This window comes from Mucilaginibacter sp. KACC 22063, assembly GCF_028736115.1.
In the GTDB taxonomy this organism is placed as follows: Bacteria; Bacteroidota; Bacteroidia; order Sphingobacteriales; family Sphingobacteriaceae; genus Mucilaginibacter.
On record NZ_CP117877.1, the window covers coordinates 4378837 to 4395439 of the forward strand.

The 16603-nt window shown below is 42.3% G+C and carries 12 protein-coding genes; 5 read left to right on the forward strand and 7 right to left on the reverse strand.

Annotated elements, in window-relative coordinates:
• The first annotated feature begins 75 nt into the window (after nt 1-75).
• A complete protein-coding gene (locus tag PQ461_RS19175; RefSeq protein ID WP_274207167.1) occupies nt 76-2499 on the forward strand; it encodes an AsmA family protein in 2424 nt (807 codons plus the stop codon).
• Between the two features lies 1 nt (nt 2500).
• On the opposite strand, the gene PQ461_RS19180 is transcribed toward PQ461_RS19175, so the two are convergent.
• From PQ461_RS19180 to pdhA, 4 genes are all read right to left on the reverse strand, one after another.
• Nucleotides 2501-4030: a TonB family protein gene (locus tag PQ461_RS19180; protein ID WP_274207168.1), complete on the reverse strand. Its 1530-nt coding sequence runs from the start codon at nt 4028-4030 to the stop codon at nt 2501-2503.
• Nucleotides 4023-4592 carry an RNA polymerase sigma factor gene (locus PQ461_RS19185; protein WP_274207170.1) on the reverse strand — a complete coding sequence of 190 codons (570 nt, stop codon included), beginning with the start codon at nt 4590-4592 and terminating at the stop codon, nt 4023-4025. The genes PQ461_RS19180 and PQ461_RS19185 overlap by 8 nt, the downstream gene beginning before the upstream one ends.
• A gap of 108 nt (nt 4593-4700) precedes the next feature.
• A complete protein-coding gene (locus PQ461_RS19190) occupies nt 4701-6386 on the reverse strand; it encodes a dihydrolipoyl dehydrogenase family protein (RefSeq protein ID WP_274207171.1) in 1686 nt (561 codons plus the stop codon).
• A 25-nt stretch (nt 6387-6411) separates the two neighbouring features.
• Nucleotides 6412-7413 (reverse strand): pyruvate dehydrogenase (acetyl-transferring) E1 component subunit alpha, encoded by a 1002-nt coding sequence (pdhA, locus tag PQ461_RS19195; protein WP_274207172.1) that lies wholly within the window; start codon nt 7411-7413, stop codon nt 6412-6414.
• A gap of 275 nt (nt 7414-7688) precedes the next feature.
• Here pdhA and PQ461_RS19200 point away from each other — a divergent pair, with 275 nt between their 5' ends.
• Entirely contained in the window at nt 7689-8258 is a 570-nt protein-coding gene (locus tag PQ461_RS19200) for a C40 family peptidase (protein ID WP_274207173.1), read from the forward strand.
• 79 nt (nt 8259-8337) lie between these two features.
• Here the strand turns inward: PQ461_RS19200 and PQ461_RS19205 are convergent, their stop codons facing one another.
• Nucleotides 8338-8526: a hypothetical protein gene (locus PQ461_RS19205; RefSeq protein ID WP_274207174.1), complete on the reverse strand. Its 189-nt coding sequence runs from the start codon at nt 8524-8526 to the stop codon at nt 8338-8340.
• Nucleotides 8527-8600: 74 nt separating this feature from the next.
• Here PQ461_RS19205 and PQ461_RS19210 point away from each other — a divergent pair, with 74 nt between their 5' ends.
• On the forward strand, nt 8601-9545 hold the full coding sequence (locus PQ461_RS19210) for an SPFH domain-containing protein (RefSeq protein WP_274207175.1): 945 nt from the start codon (nt 8601-8603) through the stop codon (nt 9543-9545).
• 39 nt (nt 9546-9584) lie between these two features.
• Nucleotides 9585-10142, forward strand: coding sequence for a DUF922 domain-containing protein (locus PQ461_RS19215; protein ID WP_274207176.1), 558 nt, complete (start codon nt 9585-9587; stop codon nt 10140-10142).
• 194 nt (nt 10143-10336) lie between these two features.
• Here PQ461_RS19215 and PQ461_RS19220 read toward each other — a convergent pair whose 3' ends face one another.
• Complete coding sequence (locus PQ461_RS19220; protein WP_274207177.1) at nt 10337-12958, reverse strand: ligase-associated DNA damage response DEXH box helicase; 2622 nt, start codon at nt 12956-12958, stop codon at nt 10337-10339.
• Nucleotides 12959-13005: 47 nt separating this feature from the next.
• On the opposite strand from PQ461_RS19220, the gene PQ461_RS19225 reads away from it, so the two are divergent.
• Nucleotides 13006-13620 (forward strand): hypothetical protein, encoded by a 615-nt coding sequence (locus PQ461_RS19225; protein ID WP_274207178.1) that lies wholly within the window; start codon nt 13006-13008, stop codon nt 13618-13620.
• A gap of 49 nt (nt 13621-13669) precedes the next feature.
• Here the strand turns inward: PQ461_RS19225 and PQ461_RS19230 are convergent, their stop codons facing one another.
• Nucleotides 13670-16543: a M16 family metallopeptidase gene (locus PQ461_RS19230; RefSeq protein ID WP_274207179.1), complete on the reverse strand. Its 2874-nt coding sequence runs from the start codon at nt 16541-16543 to the stop codon at nt 13670-13672.
• Nucleotides 16544-16603 lie beyond the last annotated feature (60 nt).

A 16603-nucleotide genomic window follows, 5' to 3' on the forward strand; every position in this document is an offset into this window, starting at 1 on the left:
GTAAAACATTGGTTTAGAAGCATAAAACACACAAAGGCAGGGTTTTTGGTGTTATCTATCATTAAACTACCTGATATGCCCAAATGGTTAAAAATTCTATTAAAAGTACTGGCAGGTGTCATCCTGTTTGTGCTTTTATTGCTCACAGGTTTGGGCATCTATATTAACACGCACAAAGCCAAAGTAATTGCGCTTATTAATCAAAAGCTAAACAGCAGCCTTGACGGCAAAGTTGAGATCGGCGACATGTCGGCATCGTTTTTCAAAAACTTTCCGCATGCCTCTTTATCGCTAAGCAATGTGGTGATAAGGGATAAAAGATGGGCCGAGCATAAACATACTTTGCTTGATGCCAAAGACTTTGATGTAGCTGTAAATACAGGGCCGCTATTATCTGGCACAATAAGTATTGATCATATTGATATTAACAATGCAGCTATAGATATTTACTCTGACAGTACCGGTTACAGCAATACATCTATCTTTAAAAAGAAGAATAAGAAAGAAAACAAAACTGATAAAAGTGGCAGCAGTGCCGATGCCGAATTGAGCCGTTTTAACCTGAATAATGTCAGCCTGACTATTAATAATCAACAAGCTAATAAGCTATATAAGTTTGATGTTGATCAGCTAAACGGTAAAATGGATTTCCCCGATTCTGGCTGGGTGGGTAATGTACATTTAAAAGTAAGATCCCGCAGTCTGGCATTCAAAACATCCAACGGCAGTTTTATAAAAGATAAGTTGATTGAGGGCGATCTTAAAGCAGGCTACAATGAAGGCAAGGATATTATCAATGTACATTCGGATAACCTGAGCATTGGCGGCGATGTATTTAAACTTAATGCCCTCTTCACTCCTGCACCTAAATCGCGCAACTTTAAGTTTCACTTAATTGCCGACCAGATCCTATGGAAAGATGCGGCATCGCTGGTATCAAATAATATCTCTAAAACGCTTTATAAATTCAACCTGGAGAAACCTATATCAATAGATGCTACCATCTCAGGAAATTTTGGTGGTGGTGATCCCTTGCTTTACATAACCACAGTTGTTAAAAATAATAAGCTTAATGCTCCGGGTATAGTGATTGATAATTGCAGCTTCAACGGATTGTTTACCAATGAGTATTTGAAAGGTAAAGGTTTAACTGACGAAAATTCGATCATCAACTTTTATAAATTCACTGGCACCTACAAGCATGTTCCCTTTACAACGGACACGGCCAGCGTTATCAACTTAACCACGCCTATCATCAGGGGTAATTTCAGGGCGAAGTTCCCGCTTTCTGACATGAACTATATGATGCCGCAGGTGGCCAAGTTTAGTGCCGGTAATGCTGATATCAATATGCGGTTTAAGGCTGATGTGGTAAACCTGCAAATCAATAAACCATTTATTGCCGGTCATATTAACTTTAATAATGCTGATATTAATTATGTACCGTCAGGACTAAATTTCAGAAACTCTTCCGTGGCTATTTCAATAGAAAACGGCAACCTGGCCATTGATAACCTGCGTTTACAAAGCGGACACAGCATTGTAACTATGCAGGGCAAAGCAGAAAACCTGATGAACCTGTATTATGATGCGCCGGAGAAAATTGTGATTAATTGGTACATCAACAGCCCTCAGATACATATTGCTGAGTTTTTAGGATATCTTAATAATCATGCTTCCAGAAAGTCGGCAGGTGGCAGGTCATCAAGAACGGCAAACAGCCGCGACCTGATAGACCAGTTGAGTACGGTACTTAATAAATCACAGGCAGACTTCCATATGCGCGTTGCCAAAGTATACTACAAAAAGTTTGTGGCTACCAACGCCGTTATGGATGTTAACTTATCTGAAGACGGCATAGAGATCAAAGACTTTAATGTAAAACACGCAGGAGGCTCTTTGGCTATACGCGGCCGGATTTTACAGGACAATACATCAAACCGGTTTAATATTACCAGCGTTGTTACCCGGGCCAACATTCAGCAGTTCTTTTACCAGTTTAACAATTTCGGCTTAACAGGCCCTACTTATCAAAACCTTCGTGGTTATTTATCAGCAAAGGCACAGATAAGCGGTACGCTAACATCTGCCGGAGATCTGGTTCCGCGTTCGCTTAATGGTAAAGTGCTTCTGAACCTTACCGATGGCGCATTACTAAACTTTAATCCGCTGAAAACGGTTGGTAAAATTGCGTTCCCATTCCGTGATTTAAATAATATCCAGATACCAAAGCTTGATGCTCAGTTTGACATCAACGGCGAAAAGATCACCATTCATCCTATGCAGATTACGTCAAGCGTAATTAATGCCGATGTGGCTGGTATCTATAGCTTGGGCAGGGGTACGGATATTTCTTTAGATGTACCGCTCAGGAACCCGAAGAAAGACACCTCCATTACAGATAAAGCGGAATTAGAAAAGAAAAGATATAAAGGCATAGTGTTGCACCTTAAAGCTAAGGACGATGGCACCGGCAAAGTAAAAATTGGGCTGAAATAGGTTAGTCCTTTTGTGGGAAGCGTATCTTTACTTTAATGCTTTCAGCTTTATTATTTGCGTTAGGCTGCCACTTAGGCCCATTCTTTATTAAAGCTATTGCGGTAATGTCGGCAACTTCATTCAGGCTTTTAACAATTATGAAATCGCTTAGTGAGCCATCGATATTGACAGTAAACTTAACTTTTACAACCCCGCCTTTTGTTTGAGCAGCAGCATTTGCTTTAAGATAGTTTTTAAACGCTTTCCAGCCATTTACCGGATGGGCGGTTATGATTTGCTGTTTTTGTTCGCCATAGCCAACTACAACTTCATTTAAAGCCATTGATTGGTGATTAAGCACTATGTTTAAGCTATCCCCTCTTACTTTTACCTGTTGTGTTTCATAACCTACATAGCCGGTATTCAACACGTCCTTTTTATTTACCTGTAACGTAAACCTGCCCTGGGCATCGGTAACTGCGTGCTTATCTTTTCCTGCAACGCTGATACTTACGCCTGGTAGCGGTTGTTTATCATCACTGTCTATTACTCGCCCCGTTACCGTAATCAACGAATCTTTTTTAGTAAGTCGTTTGCTATTCACTTCAACACCGGCAAGCTTGCCCTGTAATGCATAATTTGATGACTGGCCGATTACCGTTGCAGCTGCCATACTTACCTCTTGCTTTTTTTGTGGTAAATATCCCGTCACTACAACTTCATTCAGCATTTTGCTGCTATCAGCCTTTGTTCCAATTCTGGCATACGCCTGCTGACCATGTTTTGTGGTAATCAGCACAACACCGTTAGCCGCCCTATAGCCATATAAAGCCGTTGAAGCACTATCCTTTTTAAGGATATTAATAGAAGCAATTTCGTTCGGATTTATTTTATCGATATTATTTGCCGGGATGCCATCCACTATATAAAGCGGATGTTTTGAAGTATCTATGGAGGATATGCCACGAATATTGATGCGATTACCTCCGCGAAGTGCTACCCTGTTTGGCGCTTTGGCTGCTGCAACTAAATTAGTTCTAAAGTCAAGCGCACTACTATCTGTAGCGCTACTTTGTATTGCCGGCGCAACCTCAGCAACAATTGCCGGCTTATTGTAACGTGGCTTTGCCTGTGCTATTACCGGTTGTTTAACTATTGGTATTGGCGAAGGCTTCTTTTCTACTGGAGGCTCTATTATTGAAGGATTTACTACTACCTGATTAACTGGTACAGGCAGTTGACCTTTTTTCTGATTACGTAGCAGCCACCATGCACCCACCATTACAAATACTAACACAGAAGCAGCAACAGATATCAGCGGCCATAAACGCACAATTTTTCTCTGTTGCTGCTGCACCCTGTTACTTAAACGCTGATGCAGGTTGGCAAGATCATTTTCAGGATCAGAATTAAGCTGCTCATAACCTTGCAAGGCATCCATTAAAAAAGGATCATCAAGGGCTTCGCGTTCCAGTTTATGCATGGCGCGGGCATCAAGCTCTCCGTTGAGATACTTCTTAATCTGCGATATGTCGTGCCTTTGCTTACTCACTTTGCTTATCCATGCAAATTTTAAGGTTCCTTTTACCGTTTTGTATAAAGCTTTTTACCTCGTTAAGGGTAAAGCCTGTTTGCTCGGCTACTTCCTTATAACACTTCTCCTGCAAATAAAAAAGGTCGATGCTTTGCCTTTGCGACGCCACTAACTTTTCCATGCAATGATGCAGCCGTTTCAAATGCTCTTCCTTGTTTCCATCTTCAGGATGCAAAACGAAGGCCGATTCCATAACATCATCAATATTAATTGCCTGGTGCTTGCCAGCAGAACGCAATTGCATTAGGCAGTAATTACGGCTAAGCACATACAACCAACTGTGAAATTGCTTTACCTCATGCTGCCTGGCTTTGATAATCAGTTCCTCAAAGATCTGCATTACGGCATCTTTACTTTGCTCCTCATCATGCAGGTATTTCAGGCACACGCCATATACCAACGCCATGTACCTTTCAAACAAACGGCCGAGAATATCAATATCACCGCCATCACGATAGCTTTTCAATAAGCTTTCGTCATCGGTATCATCAATATTGTGTTTCCGTTTAAGCCAGTTCATTCGGTGCAGTAAAATAGTGGTTTTGTACGGCTTACAGAAATTGATGGGAAACAAAAAAAGCCTGTCGGTATCAACCAACAGGCTTTGCTATTCAGATTTTAAATCTTATCAGATCAGTAAACGTACCGGCTCTTCAAGCAATGATTTAAGTGTACCTAAGAAAGCGGCTGCAGAAGCGCCGTCAACCACGCGGTGGTCACTGCTTAAGGTTACTTTCATTACGTTACCTGGTACTACAGCACCGTTTTTAACAACAGGCACTTGTTGTATACCGCTAACCGCAAGGATACATGCATTAGGTGTATTAATGATGGCAGTAAACTCGTCAACACCAAACATACCTAAGTTAGAAATAGTGAAGGTTGAGCCTTCCATTTCGTTTGGCTGTAGCTTTTTAGCTTTTGCTTTTCCGGCAAAGTCTTTCACTTCAACAGACAGGTGGCTTAAAGTTTTGCTATCGGCATATTTAATAACCGGTACAAGCAAACCTTCGTCAACCGCAACAGCTACACCAATGTTTACGTGCTCGTTAACACGGATGGTATCGCCCTGCCATGATGAGTTAACAGCCGGATGTTGTTTTAAGGCAACAGCACAAGCTTTAACAACAAAGTCGTTAAATGATATCTTAACCGGCGCAACTTCATTGATCTTGGTACGTGCAGCAATAGCAGCGTCCATATCAATTTTAACAGTTACATAGAAATGCGGAGCAGTAAACAAGCTTTCTGATAAACGGCGGCCAATTGCTTTACGCATTTGGGTAACCGGTTTCTCAGTATATTTTTCTTCGCCTAATACAGTTGGCAATGAAATAGTTTGTGCTGGTTTTGCATCTTTAGCCGGAGCAGCTTGTTCTGCAGGTGCAGAAGCAGTGGCAGCAGCCGGTTTAGCAGATGGCGTAAAGCCTTCAACATCCTTTTTAACGACACGGCCGCCTTCGGCGCTGCCTTTAACGTCATTAAGGTTAATGCCTTTATCTTTAGCGATTTTGCGTGCCAATGGAGATGCTTTTACGCGGCTATCATCCCCGGTTGAACCGGTTGAATCAGACTCGGTAGCAGCGGCGGTTGCAGGAGCAGTTTCTTGTGTAGCGGTAGGTGCATTTGCGCTGCTACTGCTACTCGATCCTGCTACTGGAGCACTTAATAACGGAGTAATGTCTGTGCCTTCTTTACCAACAATGGCAATAATATCGTTCACTTTAGCGGCTTCACCTTCTTTAACACCAATGTAAAGCAGGGTACCTTCTTCGTAACCTACTACTTCCATTGTTGCTTTGTCGGTTTCAACGTCAGCAAGTGAATCGTCTGATTTTATTTTATCACCTACTTTAAAGTTCCATTTCTGGATAACGCCTTCGGTCATGGTGTCGCTTAACAGCGGCATACGGATAACAGCGGCAGGGATATTTGAGGTGTCAACAGCAGCAGGTGCCGGTGCACTTTCAGTTTTTTGTTCAGGAGCTGCCGAAGGCTGCGGAGCTGGTGCAGCAGCAGTATCAGCTACAGGAGCAGAACCACCTTCTGCGTCAAGCGCAGCTTTGTAGTCTTCGCCTTCATTACCTAAAACGGCAATAACGCTATCAACAGGTGCGGCCTTGCCTTCTTCAATACCTATATATAATAAGGTGCCATCCTGGTACGATTCAAAATCCATGGTGGCTTTGTCTGTTTCCACTTCGGCTAACAGGTCACCTGATTTTACTTTATCGCCAACTTTTTTATGCCATTTTGCAATAACACCTTCGGTCATGGTGTCACTCATTTTAGGCATTTTAACTACTTCGGCCATAGCTTATAGATGAAATTTTTTTGTTTTAAACGTTTTCTCTGATAAATGGATAATCCTGCTGAACATATACATCAGTATAAAGTTCAGAAGCATCTGGCCATGGTGATTCTTCAGCGAATTTAATTGCCTCGTCAACCTGTCCTTTAATTTTAGCTTCGATCTCTTCAAACCATTTCTCGTCGGCATAACCTTCCTTTTCGATGGTTTGCTTAACAATTTCAATCGGATCTTTTGCCTTATAGCTTTCTACCTCTTCTTTAGTACGGTATTTCTGAGGATCAGACATAGAGTGGCCTTTGTAACGGTAAGTGCGCATTTCAAGGAAGGTTGGGCCTTCGCCTGCACGTGCACGGTCAACAGCCTCGTTCATGGCAGTGTGAACCGCAACCGGGTCCATACCATCAACTGCTGATGACGGAATACCATATGGTAAGCCTAATTTATAGATATCAGTTTCAATAGTAGTACGCTCAACAGATGTACCCATTGCATAACCGTTGTTTTCGCAAACGAAAATTACAGGCAGTTTCCAAAGGCTTGCCATGTTAAAGGTTTCGTTTAACGCACCCTGACGTACAGCACCATCGCCCATGTAGGTAACGCATACATTGTCTGTACCGTTATATTTTTCGGCAAATGCAATACCGGCACCCAGCGGGATTTGGCCACCAACGATACCATGACCACCAAAGAAACGGTTTTCTTTGTCGAACATGTGCATTGAACCACCTTTACCTTTAGAGCAGCCAGTTACTTTGCCATACATTTCGGCCATTACTGCATTAGGGTGTGTACCTTTTGCAATAGCATGCGCGTGGTCGCGGTAAGCTGTAATCATGCTGTCCTCATGTCTAAGTACAGACATTGCTCCGGCTAATACAGCTTCCTGGCCAATATACAGGTGACAAAAACCTCTGATTTTTTGCTGTCCGTATACTTGCCCGGTTTTTTCTTCGAACTTACGCATTAACAGCATCGACTCGTACCATTTAAGGTAGGTATCTTTATTTATTTCGATTGAACTCATCTGTTAAACAATCTTTTCTATTTTTTGAGAATGCGCAAATCTAAACATATCACATTAAAAAAGGAAACTGCATCACATTTGTTATAAAGAATAATTACAACCGCATTACAAGACACTTGCAATTAACTATTGTTTGTGGATAATTAATTAAAAATATATTTTCTTTCCGATTTGGTATGTTTTGGGAAAACTATATCTTTGTATTCAACAATAGACATAAGTGTCTGATTTAATAAACGATTTGTTGTTGAAAAAACCAACGAACTACTGATTAAATGAAGAAAATTATCCTGGCTATTGCGTTGTGCCTTAGTATTTTAGCATCGCAGGCGCAAACAAAAAACGTTCCAACTCAGACTGCCGACAAACCATCTGATGAAGAACAGTCATTAGCAAAAGATTACTTTTCACAAGTAATGGGTGTTGCCCTTAATGCTACTTCAAACGTAAAGCTTTTTCAATTTGTGTATGACTGGATTGGTACTCCTTACCATTTCGGCGGCAGCTCTAAAAGAGGCATTGATTGCTCTGGCTTTACAAAAGAGCTTTATACAAAGGTTTTCAACTTAACGATAAAAAGAAATTCACGCGATATATTCAGCATGGTTAGTCCGGTTGCAAAGGACGAACTGAAAGAAGGCGACCTGGTATTTTTTAAAATCCACAGCCGCAGCATATCGCACGTAGGTATTTATTTAGGTGATGGCCGCTTTGCCCACGCCTCAATGAAAGGTGTTGCAGTAAGCAATTTAGACGATCCATATTACAGCCGTTATTTTTATCGCGGCGGTCGCATGCTGGATGTGTTTAAAGAGGAATTGGAAAAAACAGGAGATGTACAATAATTACCAATTATAAACCCTGATTAAACTAAAAAATCCTTTCAGCCGAAAGGATTTTTTTTTGACAATTAATTTCCTGATACTATTTAGCATTATCTGCCGTGTTTCTTACAAGGCTCATGCCCGAGAAAAAGAAGATGATAGCAATAACACCAACAACTACAAGGGTAGTAATTTGCGAGCTGTGCTGAATAATACCGATGCCGGTATAAATTAAACCAACTATGCCTAAAATAGTAAGTATTGCACCGAAAGTACGTTTTAAATTCATGGTAAATGTTTTTAGGTAATTGTATTCAAATGAGTAACTTAACAAAATATATTAATCACTTTTAAAAGCTTATAATGACAACCGGAGCCATATTGTTTTATGTAATTATCATAATTTTAATCATCGCCGTTCTATCAACCGCCGTAACTATTCGCCAGGGTACCATAGGGGTTGTAACCGTCTTCGGCAAATATCGCCGCATAATGTTGCCGGGATTAAACTTTAAAATCCCTTTTATAGAACAGCTTTATACGCGTATTTCTATCCAGAACAGGTCTGTTGAGCTTGAATTTCAGGCAGTGACCATAGACCAGGCCAATGTTTATTTCAAAGCCATGTTACTGTACTCGGTACTGGATCAGAGCGAAGAAACTATAAAGAACGTAGCTTTTAAGTTTGTTGACGACCGTAACCTGATGCAGGCGCTGGTGCGTACTATTGAGGGCTCTATCCGCGCGTTTGTGGCCACCAAAAGACAGTCGGACGTGTTGATTTTACGTAAGGATATAGTTGAGCACGTAAAAGAACAAATTGACCAGATATTAGAAGGATGGGGTTACCACCTGCAAGACCTGCAGCTGAATGATATTACTTTTGACGAAGTGATTATGAAATCGATGAGCCAGGTAGTAGCATCAAGCAACCTGAAAGCAGCTGCCGAAAACGAAGGCCAGGCTTTATTGATCACTAAAACCAAAGCTGCCGAAGCTGAAGGTAACGCGATTAAAATTGCTGCCGAAGCTGAGCGCCAGGCATCGCAGTTACGCGGACAAGGTGTAGCCTTATTCCGCGAAGAGGTTGCAAAGGGTATGACTGTTGCTGCCAAAGAAATGCAGCATGCCAACATGGATACCTCGGTTATCCTATTTACGATGTGGACAGAGGCCATCAAACACTTTTCTGAAAACTCGAAAGGCAACGTTATTTTCTTAGACGGATCATCAGAAGCAATGGAACGCACCATGAAAGAAATGATGGCGTTAAACCATTTACATATGCCGAAGTCTGATGGTAAATAAGCCATTAAACTATTGACATTTAATACGCCTGATTAATTTATGAGTCCAAAAGTTGTGCGGGGGATTTGTGCGATCGCCTTTTGTTTCATCGGCATGTGCGCCGTTAATGCACAGGCATACCACCAACTTCATACAAGTGATTTCCAGGCTAAACCCAGAGCAGGCAATGAGATAGCTTATACCAATTGTACGGTCGACTTCAGCTATCAGCCGGTTTACAACAGGGGTAATTACCAGCTTACTTTTAATGTTAACCTGCGCATGAACAAAGATCAATCGTGGCTAGACCGTTCGCGCATCATATCTGAAGCTATGCTGGCCGATGTTTTACAACATGAACAAGGGCATTATAACCTGGCTTACATGATGCAGCAGGAAATGATAAGCGTATTTAACCGCACACGTTTCGGCAGCAATTATGAACAGCAGGTACATAATATATTTGCTGCTATAAAGAAGAAATATACCCAGCTGAATTTGGACTATGATGAGGATACTGCCCACATGCAGGACCGTAAGCAGCAAAACAGCTGGAACGCTTACTTTCAACAGCAACTTGGACAAAACAGCCGCATGGCTGCCCTGGAAGAGAGATAGCGAGCCTCATCCCAACCCTCTCCAAATGGAGAGGGAGTTACAAAAGATTTGTCATTGCGAGGAGGTACGACGAAGCAATCTCAAATATACCAACATGTATTATTAGATTGCCACGCTAACGCTCGCAATGACATTTATAATCTTATTCCCTCCCTTGGGAGGGTTGGGAGGGGTGTCCTCGCAAAACAAAAGGATCACTTTCTTCTGCCCCTACCCCTTGGCGGTCCGATAAAAAATCCTTGACGGCGGGGTTCAGCAGGTTTGTTGTTCTCTTCTTTAACTTCTTTTTTTGTTTTTACCTCAACATTATACTCGCGTGCCATTTTATTAACACGGTCTTCAAGGCTTTCAGTAGTCAGTTTTTCGCGAAGGCTATCCACCATTATCGGGAAGGCAAAGGGTGTAGGCCTTTCTATTTGTTTAACAATTACTTTCTGCTGGCTTATGCGCTGCAGGGCAGCCCGTAAACGAAATTCTTCTAACTGGAAAGCCAGCGCCTCATTATATGCCTGCCGTACCAGTAAATTATCAGGTTCATACTCGCTAAATACCTCGAAGAGCAATGAAGTGGAAGCCTGCAAGTGCTTGTTTTTTACCGGCTGACCAGGATAGCCTGTAAACACGAGCCCGCCAATGTGCGCAATATCCCTGAACCTGCGCCTTGCCATTTCGTTAGCGTTAAGGCTATGCTGTATATCGTCTATCAGGTTATTGATCGTGAATAGGTCATTATCCAAAGCTTGCTGCAACAATACTTCATCATCTGTCAGTAACTCAAAGCCATAGTCATTCATGGCAATGGAAAACGTAGCAGGTTTAAGTTTAGATAGCCTGTAAGCAAACAAAGATGCCATACCTTCATGAACCAGCCTGCCCTCGAAAGGATAAAATAACAGGTGGTGCCCATCACGCGACTGGAATGATTCTATCAAGAACTCGCTACTATGCGGTAAATGTGATAATTGCGATTGAAGATTAAACAATGGTTTTAAGGCTATAATTTCTTCATCCGTTTCCAACCCACGGGCAACCTCGTCAAGCTTATCCCGAAATACTGCCGACAATTGCGACGATAGCGGCATACGCCCACCGAGGTAACTCGCGATCAGCCCTTTCTTTGCGTTCGACTTGCGAACGAAAGCCGTCATCTCTTTTACATTCACAAACTCAAGGCTACAGCCGGCAAACCAAAACACATCTCCAGGTTTTAACTTAGATATAAAATATTCTTCTACTGTACCTAATGTACCGCCGTGCAGCAGTTTAACACGCAAACTAACTTCACTGGTTATGGTGCCAATGCTTAACCTGTGCCGCATAGCTACCCGGCGGCTGTTTACCTTATATAATCCATTCTCCACCTCTACTTTTAAAAACTCATCATACTGCGAAAGCGTGCTTCCGCCGGTGGTTATAAAGTCCAGCAATTGCCCAAATTCGCTACGGCGCAGATCAGCAAAAGCATAGGTGCTTTTAACTTCATTAAAAAGCTGGTCGGCCCTAAAGCCTTCTGAAACAGCCAGCGTTACCATATACTGTATCAGTACATCTATAGCTAGCAGAATAGGGTCGCGGCTTTCAAAGTTGCCATTGATCATGGCCTGCTTTAAGGCTGCACCCTCCAATAATTCCATGGAATGTGTAGGGATAAACCAAATACGTGAGGTTGCTCCCGGATGGTGACCGCTTCGCCCGGCACGCTGCATAAAGCGTGCAACACCTTTTGGGCTGCCTACCTGTATAACAGTATCAACCGGGCGAAAATCTACCCCTAAATCCAAACTGGACGTACAGACCACCAGCTTTAAAGCCTGGCTATGCAGTGCCTGCTCTACCCAGTTACGCAACTCGTTGTCCAGCGAACCATGGTGCATGGCAATAATACCTGCGTATTCGGGGTACTTATCTAAAATAGCATGGTACCATATTTCTGACTGTGCCCTTGTATTGGTAAACAGCAACGTGGTAGTGCTTTTAGCTACAATGCCCATCACTTCAGGCAGCAAAGCCAAACCAATGTGGCCCGTCCAAGAATAGTTTTCGATGCTCTTAGGGATAACAGATTTGATAACGATCTTTTTTCCGAGATTAGCCCTTACCATTTTAATCTGATCCTGCGGAAAACTATTACCAAGCAATACCTCAGCCGCCTGTTCCAGATTTCCGATGGTTGCGCTGATGCCCCACACTCTGAGTTGTGTGGTGCGAGGTGTGAGGTGCGGGTTTCTATTTAGCTGATTAGTTTCAGGCAACTGATTACCGGCAACTGAGAGGTTCTTCAACCTCGATAATCCCAACTCCACCTGTACACCGCGTTTGGTTCCCAGCAGTTCGTGCCATTCATCAATTACGACCACTTCCAGGTGCTGAAACATCTTGGGATAATCTTTCTGCGCCAGCATTAAGTGTAAACTTTCGGGCGTGGTTAACAAAACCTCCGGAAGCTTTTTCTTTAATGCCTGTTTTTCGGCAAGCGGAGTATCCCCTGTCCGGGTAGCAATGCGCCATGGAATGTCCAGATCATCGCACACCTCCTGCATGGCTTTACGTATATCATTGGTAAGTGCGCGGAGGGGTGTAATCCATAGCATTAGTAGACCGTTGTTTTCCCGGCGCTGGTAGCTATCCGGATAACGGTTGATATAAGCTGCAAGAAAGGGAAGAAATAAGGCAAATGTTTTACCGCTGCCTGTTGGCGCATTTAGCAAACCAGAACAACCAGACAGGTAAGCATCTTCCATTTCTAATTGAAACGGAAACTGTTTCCAGTCTTTATGCTTAAACCATTCGCGTATAATTTGCTGTCCCTGCGTCATGTCAATTACTAATACATTAACGGTATGATACTTGTTTACAACATCCTATGTTTAAGAGATCTTTTATTGCCTTAGCTGCAATGGCAACCATGGCCAGTTGCCATCACGAAAATAAGAAATACCTGCATGCAGATACTTCAAACGTAAGTAAAGACACGCTTATAGGCGCTAACCAGCTTATTGTGCCGGGTAAAAGTATCGGTAAAACTTATATTAACGAAAATGTGGATTCTGTAATGGATCAGTTAGGCAAGCCGCAGCAATCAGACGCTGCAATGGGAGCTGCTATGAACACCTGGATGCACAAAACCGATACGGCCACTTACCAAACAGATATTTATTCGCATCGTAATTTTGGGGGCAAAGATGAAAGTACCAGCCGCGTAAAAATCATCCGCGTAACATCGCCCTGGTTTAAAACCGTAGAACGTATACATAATGGTTCTTTATTAGACAGTATCACCAAATACTACCAAGCCAGGTATACCGCCAACTATGCTAATGGTACTGATACACTACAGATCTATGATGATATACCGCAAGGTATTGCCTTTGAGGTTAAACAGAATAAGTGCGCCGCTATATTGGTACATATCCCAAAGGATAGTTCGGCAAGCTACATATCCATGCATCCGAAAATGCAGTTTAACAGGCCTAAATAAAAAGGGGCGCAAATTTGCGCCCCTTTTTATTTTATAAATCGTTTATAGATTACTTCGCCTGGCTGTTCTTTTCAGGCATCAATATCAATTTAACCAGATTTTTACCGCTTAAATATTTGTTAGCGGCTTCTTTTGTACTTTGCACTGTTACCTGGTCAAGGTCTTTTACATGATTAAGGATGCGGTCGGGATTAGCTTGTATTTCAGAGCTGCCGGTTAAATACGAAGCCCAGAAGCTATTTTCCTTTAGCTGCAATTCTGAAGATCGTTTCTCTTCGGCAACAAATTTTTGAATATCCACTGCCTCTGCACCATTTTGCTTCACTTTACCAATTTCTTCCATAGTGGCTGCGATCAGCTTATCTACGTTAGAAGGGGCACAGCTAAAGCTGATGGTAATATTGTAACGGCCAACCGGAATCTTACTGTAAGACGCACGAATCTGAGGTGAGTAAACTCCACCTTCTTTTTCGCGCAAACGCTCAATCAATTTAATGTTGATTACTTCTTCCAATGCATCTAACTGCACATTATTGGCTTCGCTGTAATCATAATCGCCTGTAAATACCAGGTCAACCACGCTTTTATCGCCAATGCCTTTGTATACAGTTTTAGTGATCTGGCCTTCAGGGGTACGTATACCTAAATCCTTATAAGTTTCATTGCTATTGGTTGCCGGTAAGCTGCCTAAGTATTTTTCAAGCAAAGGCTTGATCTTATCTGCATCAAACGCTCCTACAAAAGTGAAGGTAAATCCACTGGCATCAGCAAAGCGGTCTTTATAAAATGAATACGCTTTATCAAGGCTGGCTTTATCTAACTGCGCTGCAGTGGTTGTCATGCGGCGGAAACTATGATTACTCAACGTAGCGGTAACCGTATCTGCAAAAACAGCCTGTGGGTCTAAACTACGGTTGGCCAATACAGATTTGGTTTGCGTAATGTTCGACTGCCAGATGTCTGCATCTTTACGCGGCTCTGTAAAGTATAGATAAACCAGTTGCAATGCCGTTTCCAAATCTTTTGGCGATGTGCTGGCAGATATGCCCTGAGTTGTTTCGTTAATGTATGGCGATACATTAACAATTTTACCTGCAAGCATTTTGCCCAACTGTATCTGGTTAAAATCAGCAATACCGCTACTACCAATAATACCATCAGCCATGTTAGCCGATACAAAATCAGCATCGCTTGACAGTGATGTACCACCCTTGGCATAAGCACGGATCAATATCTGATCATTCTTGAAATCGGTTGGTTTTAGAATAACTTTTACACCGTTTGATAGTGTAAGGTTAGTAACACCTATGGCTGCATCTTTTTGCTCTGCTGTTACCTTACCCGGTGCAGGTTCTTTGGCAAGCAATGGTTTATTGCTTACATTATCTACATAAGCAGTAACACCTTTACCTGCCGAACTGATCCAGCTTAATAAAGTCGCCTCGCTTGGCAGGTTCGCTTTCTCTTTTTCAGGAGCAAGAATAATTACATCGCGGTTTTGGTCGCTGATAAACTTTGAAGCCAGAGCATTGATATCACTCAGCTTAATTTTATCAAGGTTATCCTTATAGAAATTATACTCCCATTCGATACCCGGGATGGGCTCACCCTGCAAGAAGTTACGCTGGTACTCGCCCACAAATGATGATGAACGTGTTTTATCACGTTCTTTATAGGCATTTTCCATAGCAGTAAGCGTGCTTTGTTTAGCGCGGGCAAACTCGCTTTCAGTAAAGCCGAATTTATCGGCACGCTCGGTCTCGGCCAAAACAGCATCGATAGCTAATTTCAGTTGCGGAGCAGATTTTGCAACAGCTACTTCTGTCAGCGCATCCTGATGACCTAAGAAGCCACTATAACTTACCTGTCCGAACAAGAACGGCGGATCGGCTTTCTGCGTTAATTCTGCTAAACGGTTATTCAGCATCTGGTTAAACAGTTGCGTTTTAACGTCGCGCAGGTAACCAACGGTTGAGTGGTCATCATCTGCCGGGTGCTTGATAAAGATTTGAGCCATTGTATATGGAAACTCTTTATCTGTAGCAATTTTCACTTTTGTACCAGCGGCATAAGGAACCGAATATTTAGTACGAGGGCGTTCTTTAGCAGGATTTTTTAAAGCGGAAAAGTTATCCTTAATTAACTGCTCTACCTTTTTCGGATCAAAATCGCCTACTGCAACTACAGCCTGCAGATCAGGGCGGTACCAATCATGGTAAAAACTTTTTATCGTTTCTGGCTTAAAGTTTTTTAAGATGTCGATTTTACCGATAGGCAGGCGCTGTGCATAACGCGAATTGTTAAGCACAACAGGCATCCATTGCTGTTGTAAACGCTGTTGTGCATTTTTACCGCGCAGGCGTTCTTCTTCAAGTACTACACCACGCTCACTGTTGATCTGGTCGGTATCAAAGCTTACATAACCAGCCCAATTAGCTAAAATAGAGAATCCCTTTTCAAATATTTTGGTGCTGTCAGTTGGTAAAGGCAACTGATATACAGTTTCATCAAATGAGGTATAGGCATTTAAATCGGCGCCGAATTTCACACCTGATTTTTGCAGATAATTTACCAGTTCGTTTTTAGGAAAATCGCGGGTACCGTTAAATGCCATGTGCTCGGTAAAGTGTGCAAGGCCTTGCTGGTCATCAGTCTCCAATACAGAACCGGCTTTATTTACCAAATAAAGTTCAGCCCGATTTTTTGGCTCAGCATTTTTGCGGATGTAATAAGTTAACCCGTTAGGCAGTTTCCCGATAATAACATTGGGATCAACCGGGATAACTTCTCCTTTGATTTGCTGAGCGGCAGGTACGGGTTTACTTTTAGGCGAGACAGGCGCTTTACGTACCTGGCCAAAAGAAGTATTAACCGCAACAAATAATGCTACGGCAATAGCTAACTGTTTTTTATTGATTTGCATAATTAATTAAGGCACCTAATTGATAAGGTCGACCAAAATTATAACTAAATCAATAACTTC

Bases quoted from the DNA above. Each gene is read 5' to 3' on its own strand.
- PQ461_RS19175 (WP_274207167.1), top strand. From the start codon at position 76: ATGCCCAAATGGTTAAAAATTCTATTAAAAGTACTGGCAGGTGTCATC.
- PQ461_RS19185 (WP_274207170.1), bottom strand. From the start codon at position 4,592: ATGAACTGGCTTAAACGGAAACACAATATTGATGATACCGATGACGAA.
- PQ461_RS19190 (WP_274207171.1), bottom strand. From the start codon at position 6,386: ATGGCCGAAGTAGTTAAAATGCCTAAAATGAGTGACACCATGACCGAA.
- pdhA (WP_274207172.1), bottom strand. From the start codon at position 7,413: ATGAGTTCAATCGAAATAAATAAAGATACCTACCTTAAATGGTACGAG.
- PQ461_RS19200 (WP_274207173.1), top strand. From the start codon at position 7,689: ATGAAGAAAATTATCCTGGCTATTGCGTTGTGCCTTAGTATTTTAGCA.
- PQ461_RS19205 (WP_274207174.1), bottom strand. From the start codon at position 8,526: ATGAATTTAAAACGTACTTTCGGTGCAATACTTACTATTTTAGGCATA.
- PQ461_RS19210 (WP_274207175.1), top strand. From the start codon at position 8,601: ATGACAACCGGAGCCATATTGTTTTATGTAATTATCATAATTTTAATC.
- PQ461_RS19215 (WP_274207176.1), top strand. From the start codon at position 9,585: ATGAGTCCAAAAGTTGTGCGGGGGATTTGTGCGATCGCCTTTTGTTTC.
- PQ461_RS19220 (WP_274207177.1), bottom strand. From the start codon at position 12,958: ATGACGCAGGGACAGCAAATTATACGCGAATGGTTTAAGCATAAAGAC.
- PQ461_RS19225 (WP_274207178.1), top strand. From the start codon at position 13,006: ATGTTTAAGAGATCTTTTATTGCCTTAGCTGCAATGGCAACCATGGCC.
- PQ461_RS19230 (WP_274207179.1), bottom strand. From the start codon at position 16,543: ATGCAAATCAATAAAAAACAGTTAGCTATTGCCGTAGCATTATTTGTT.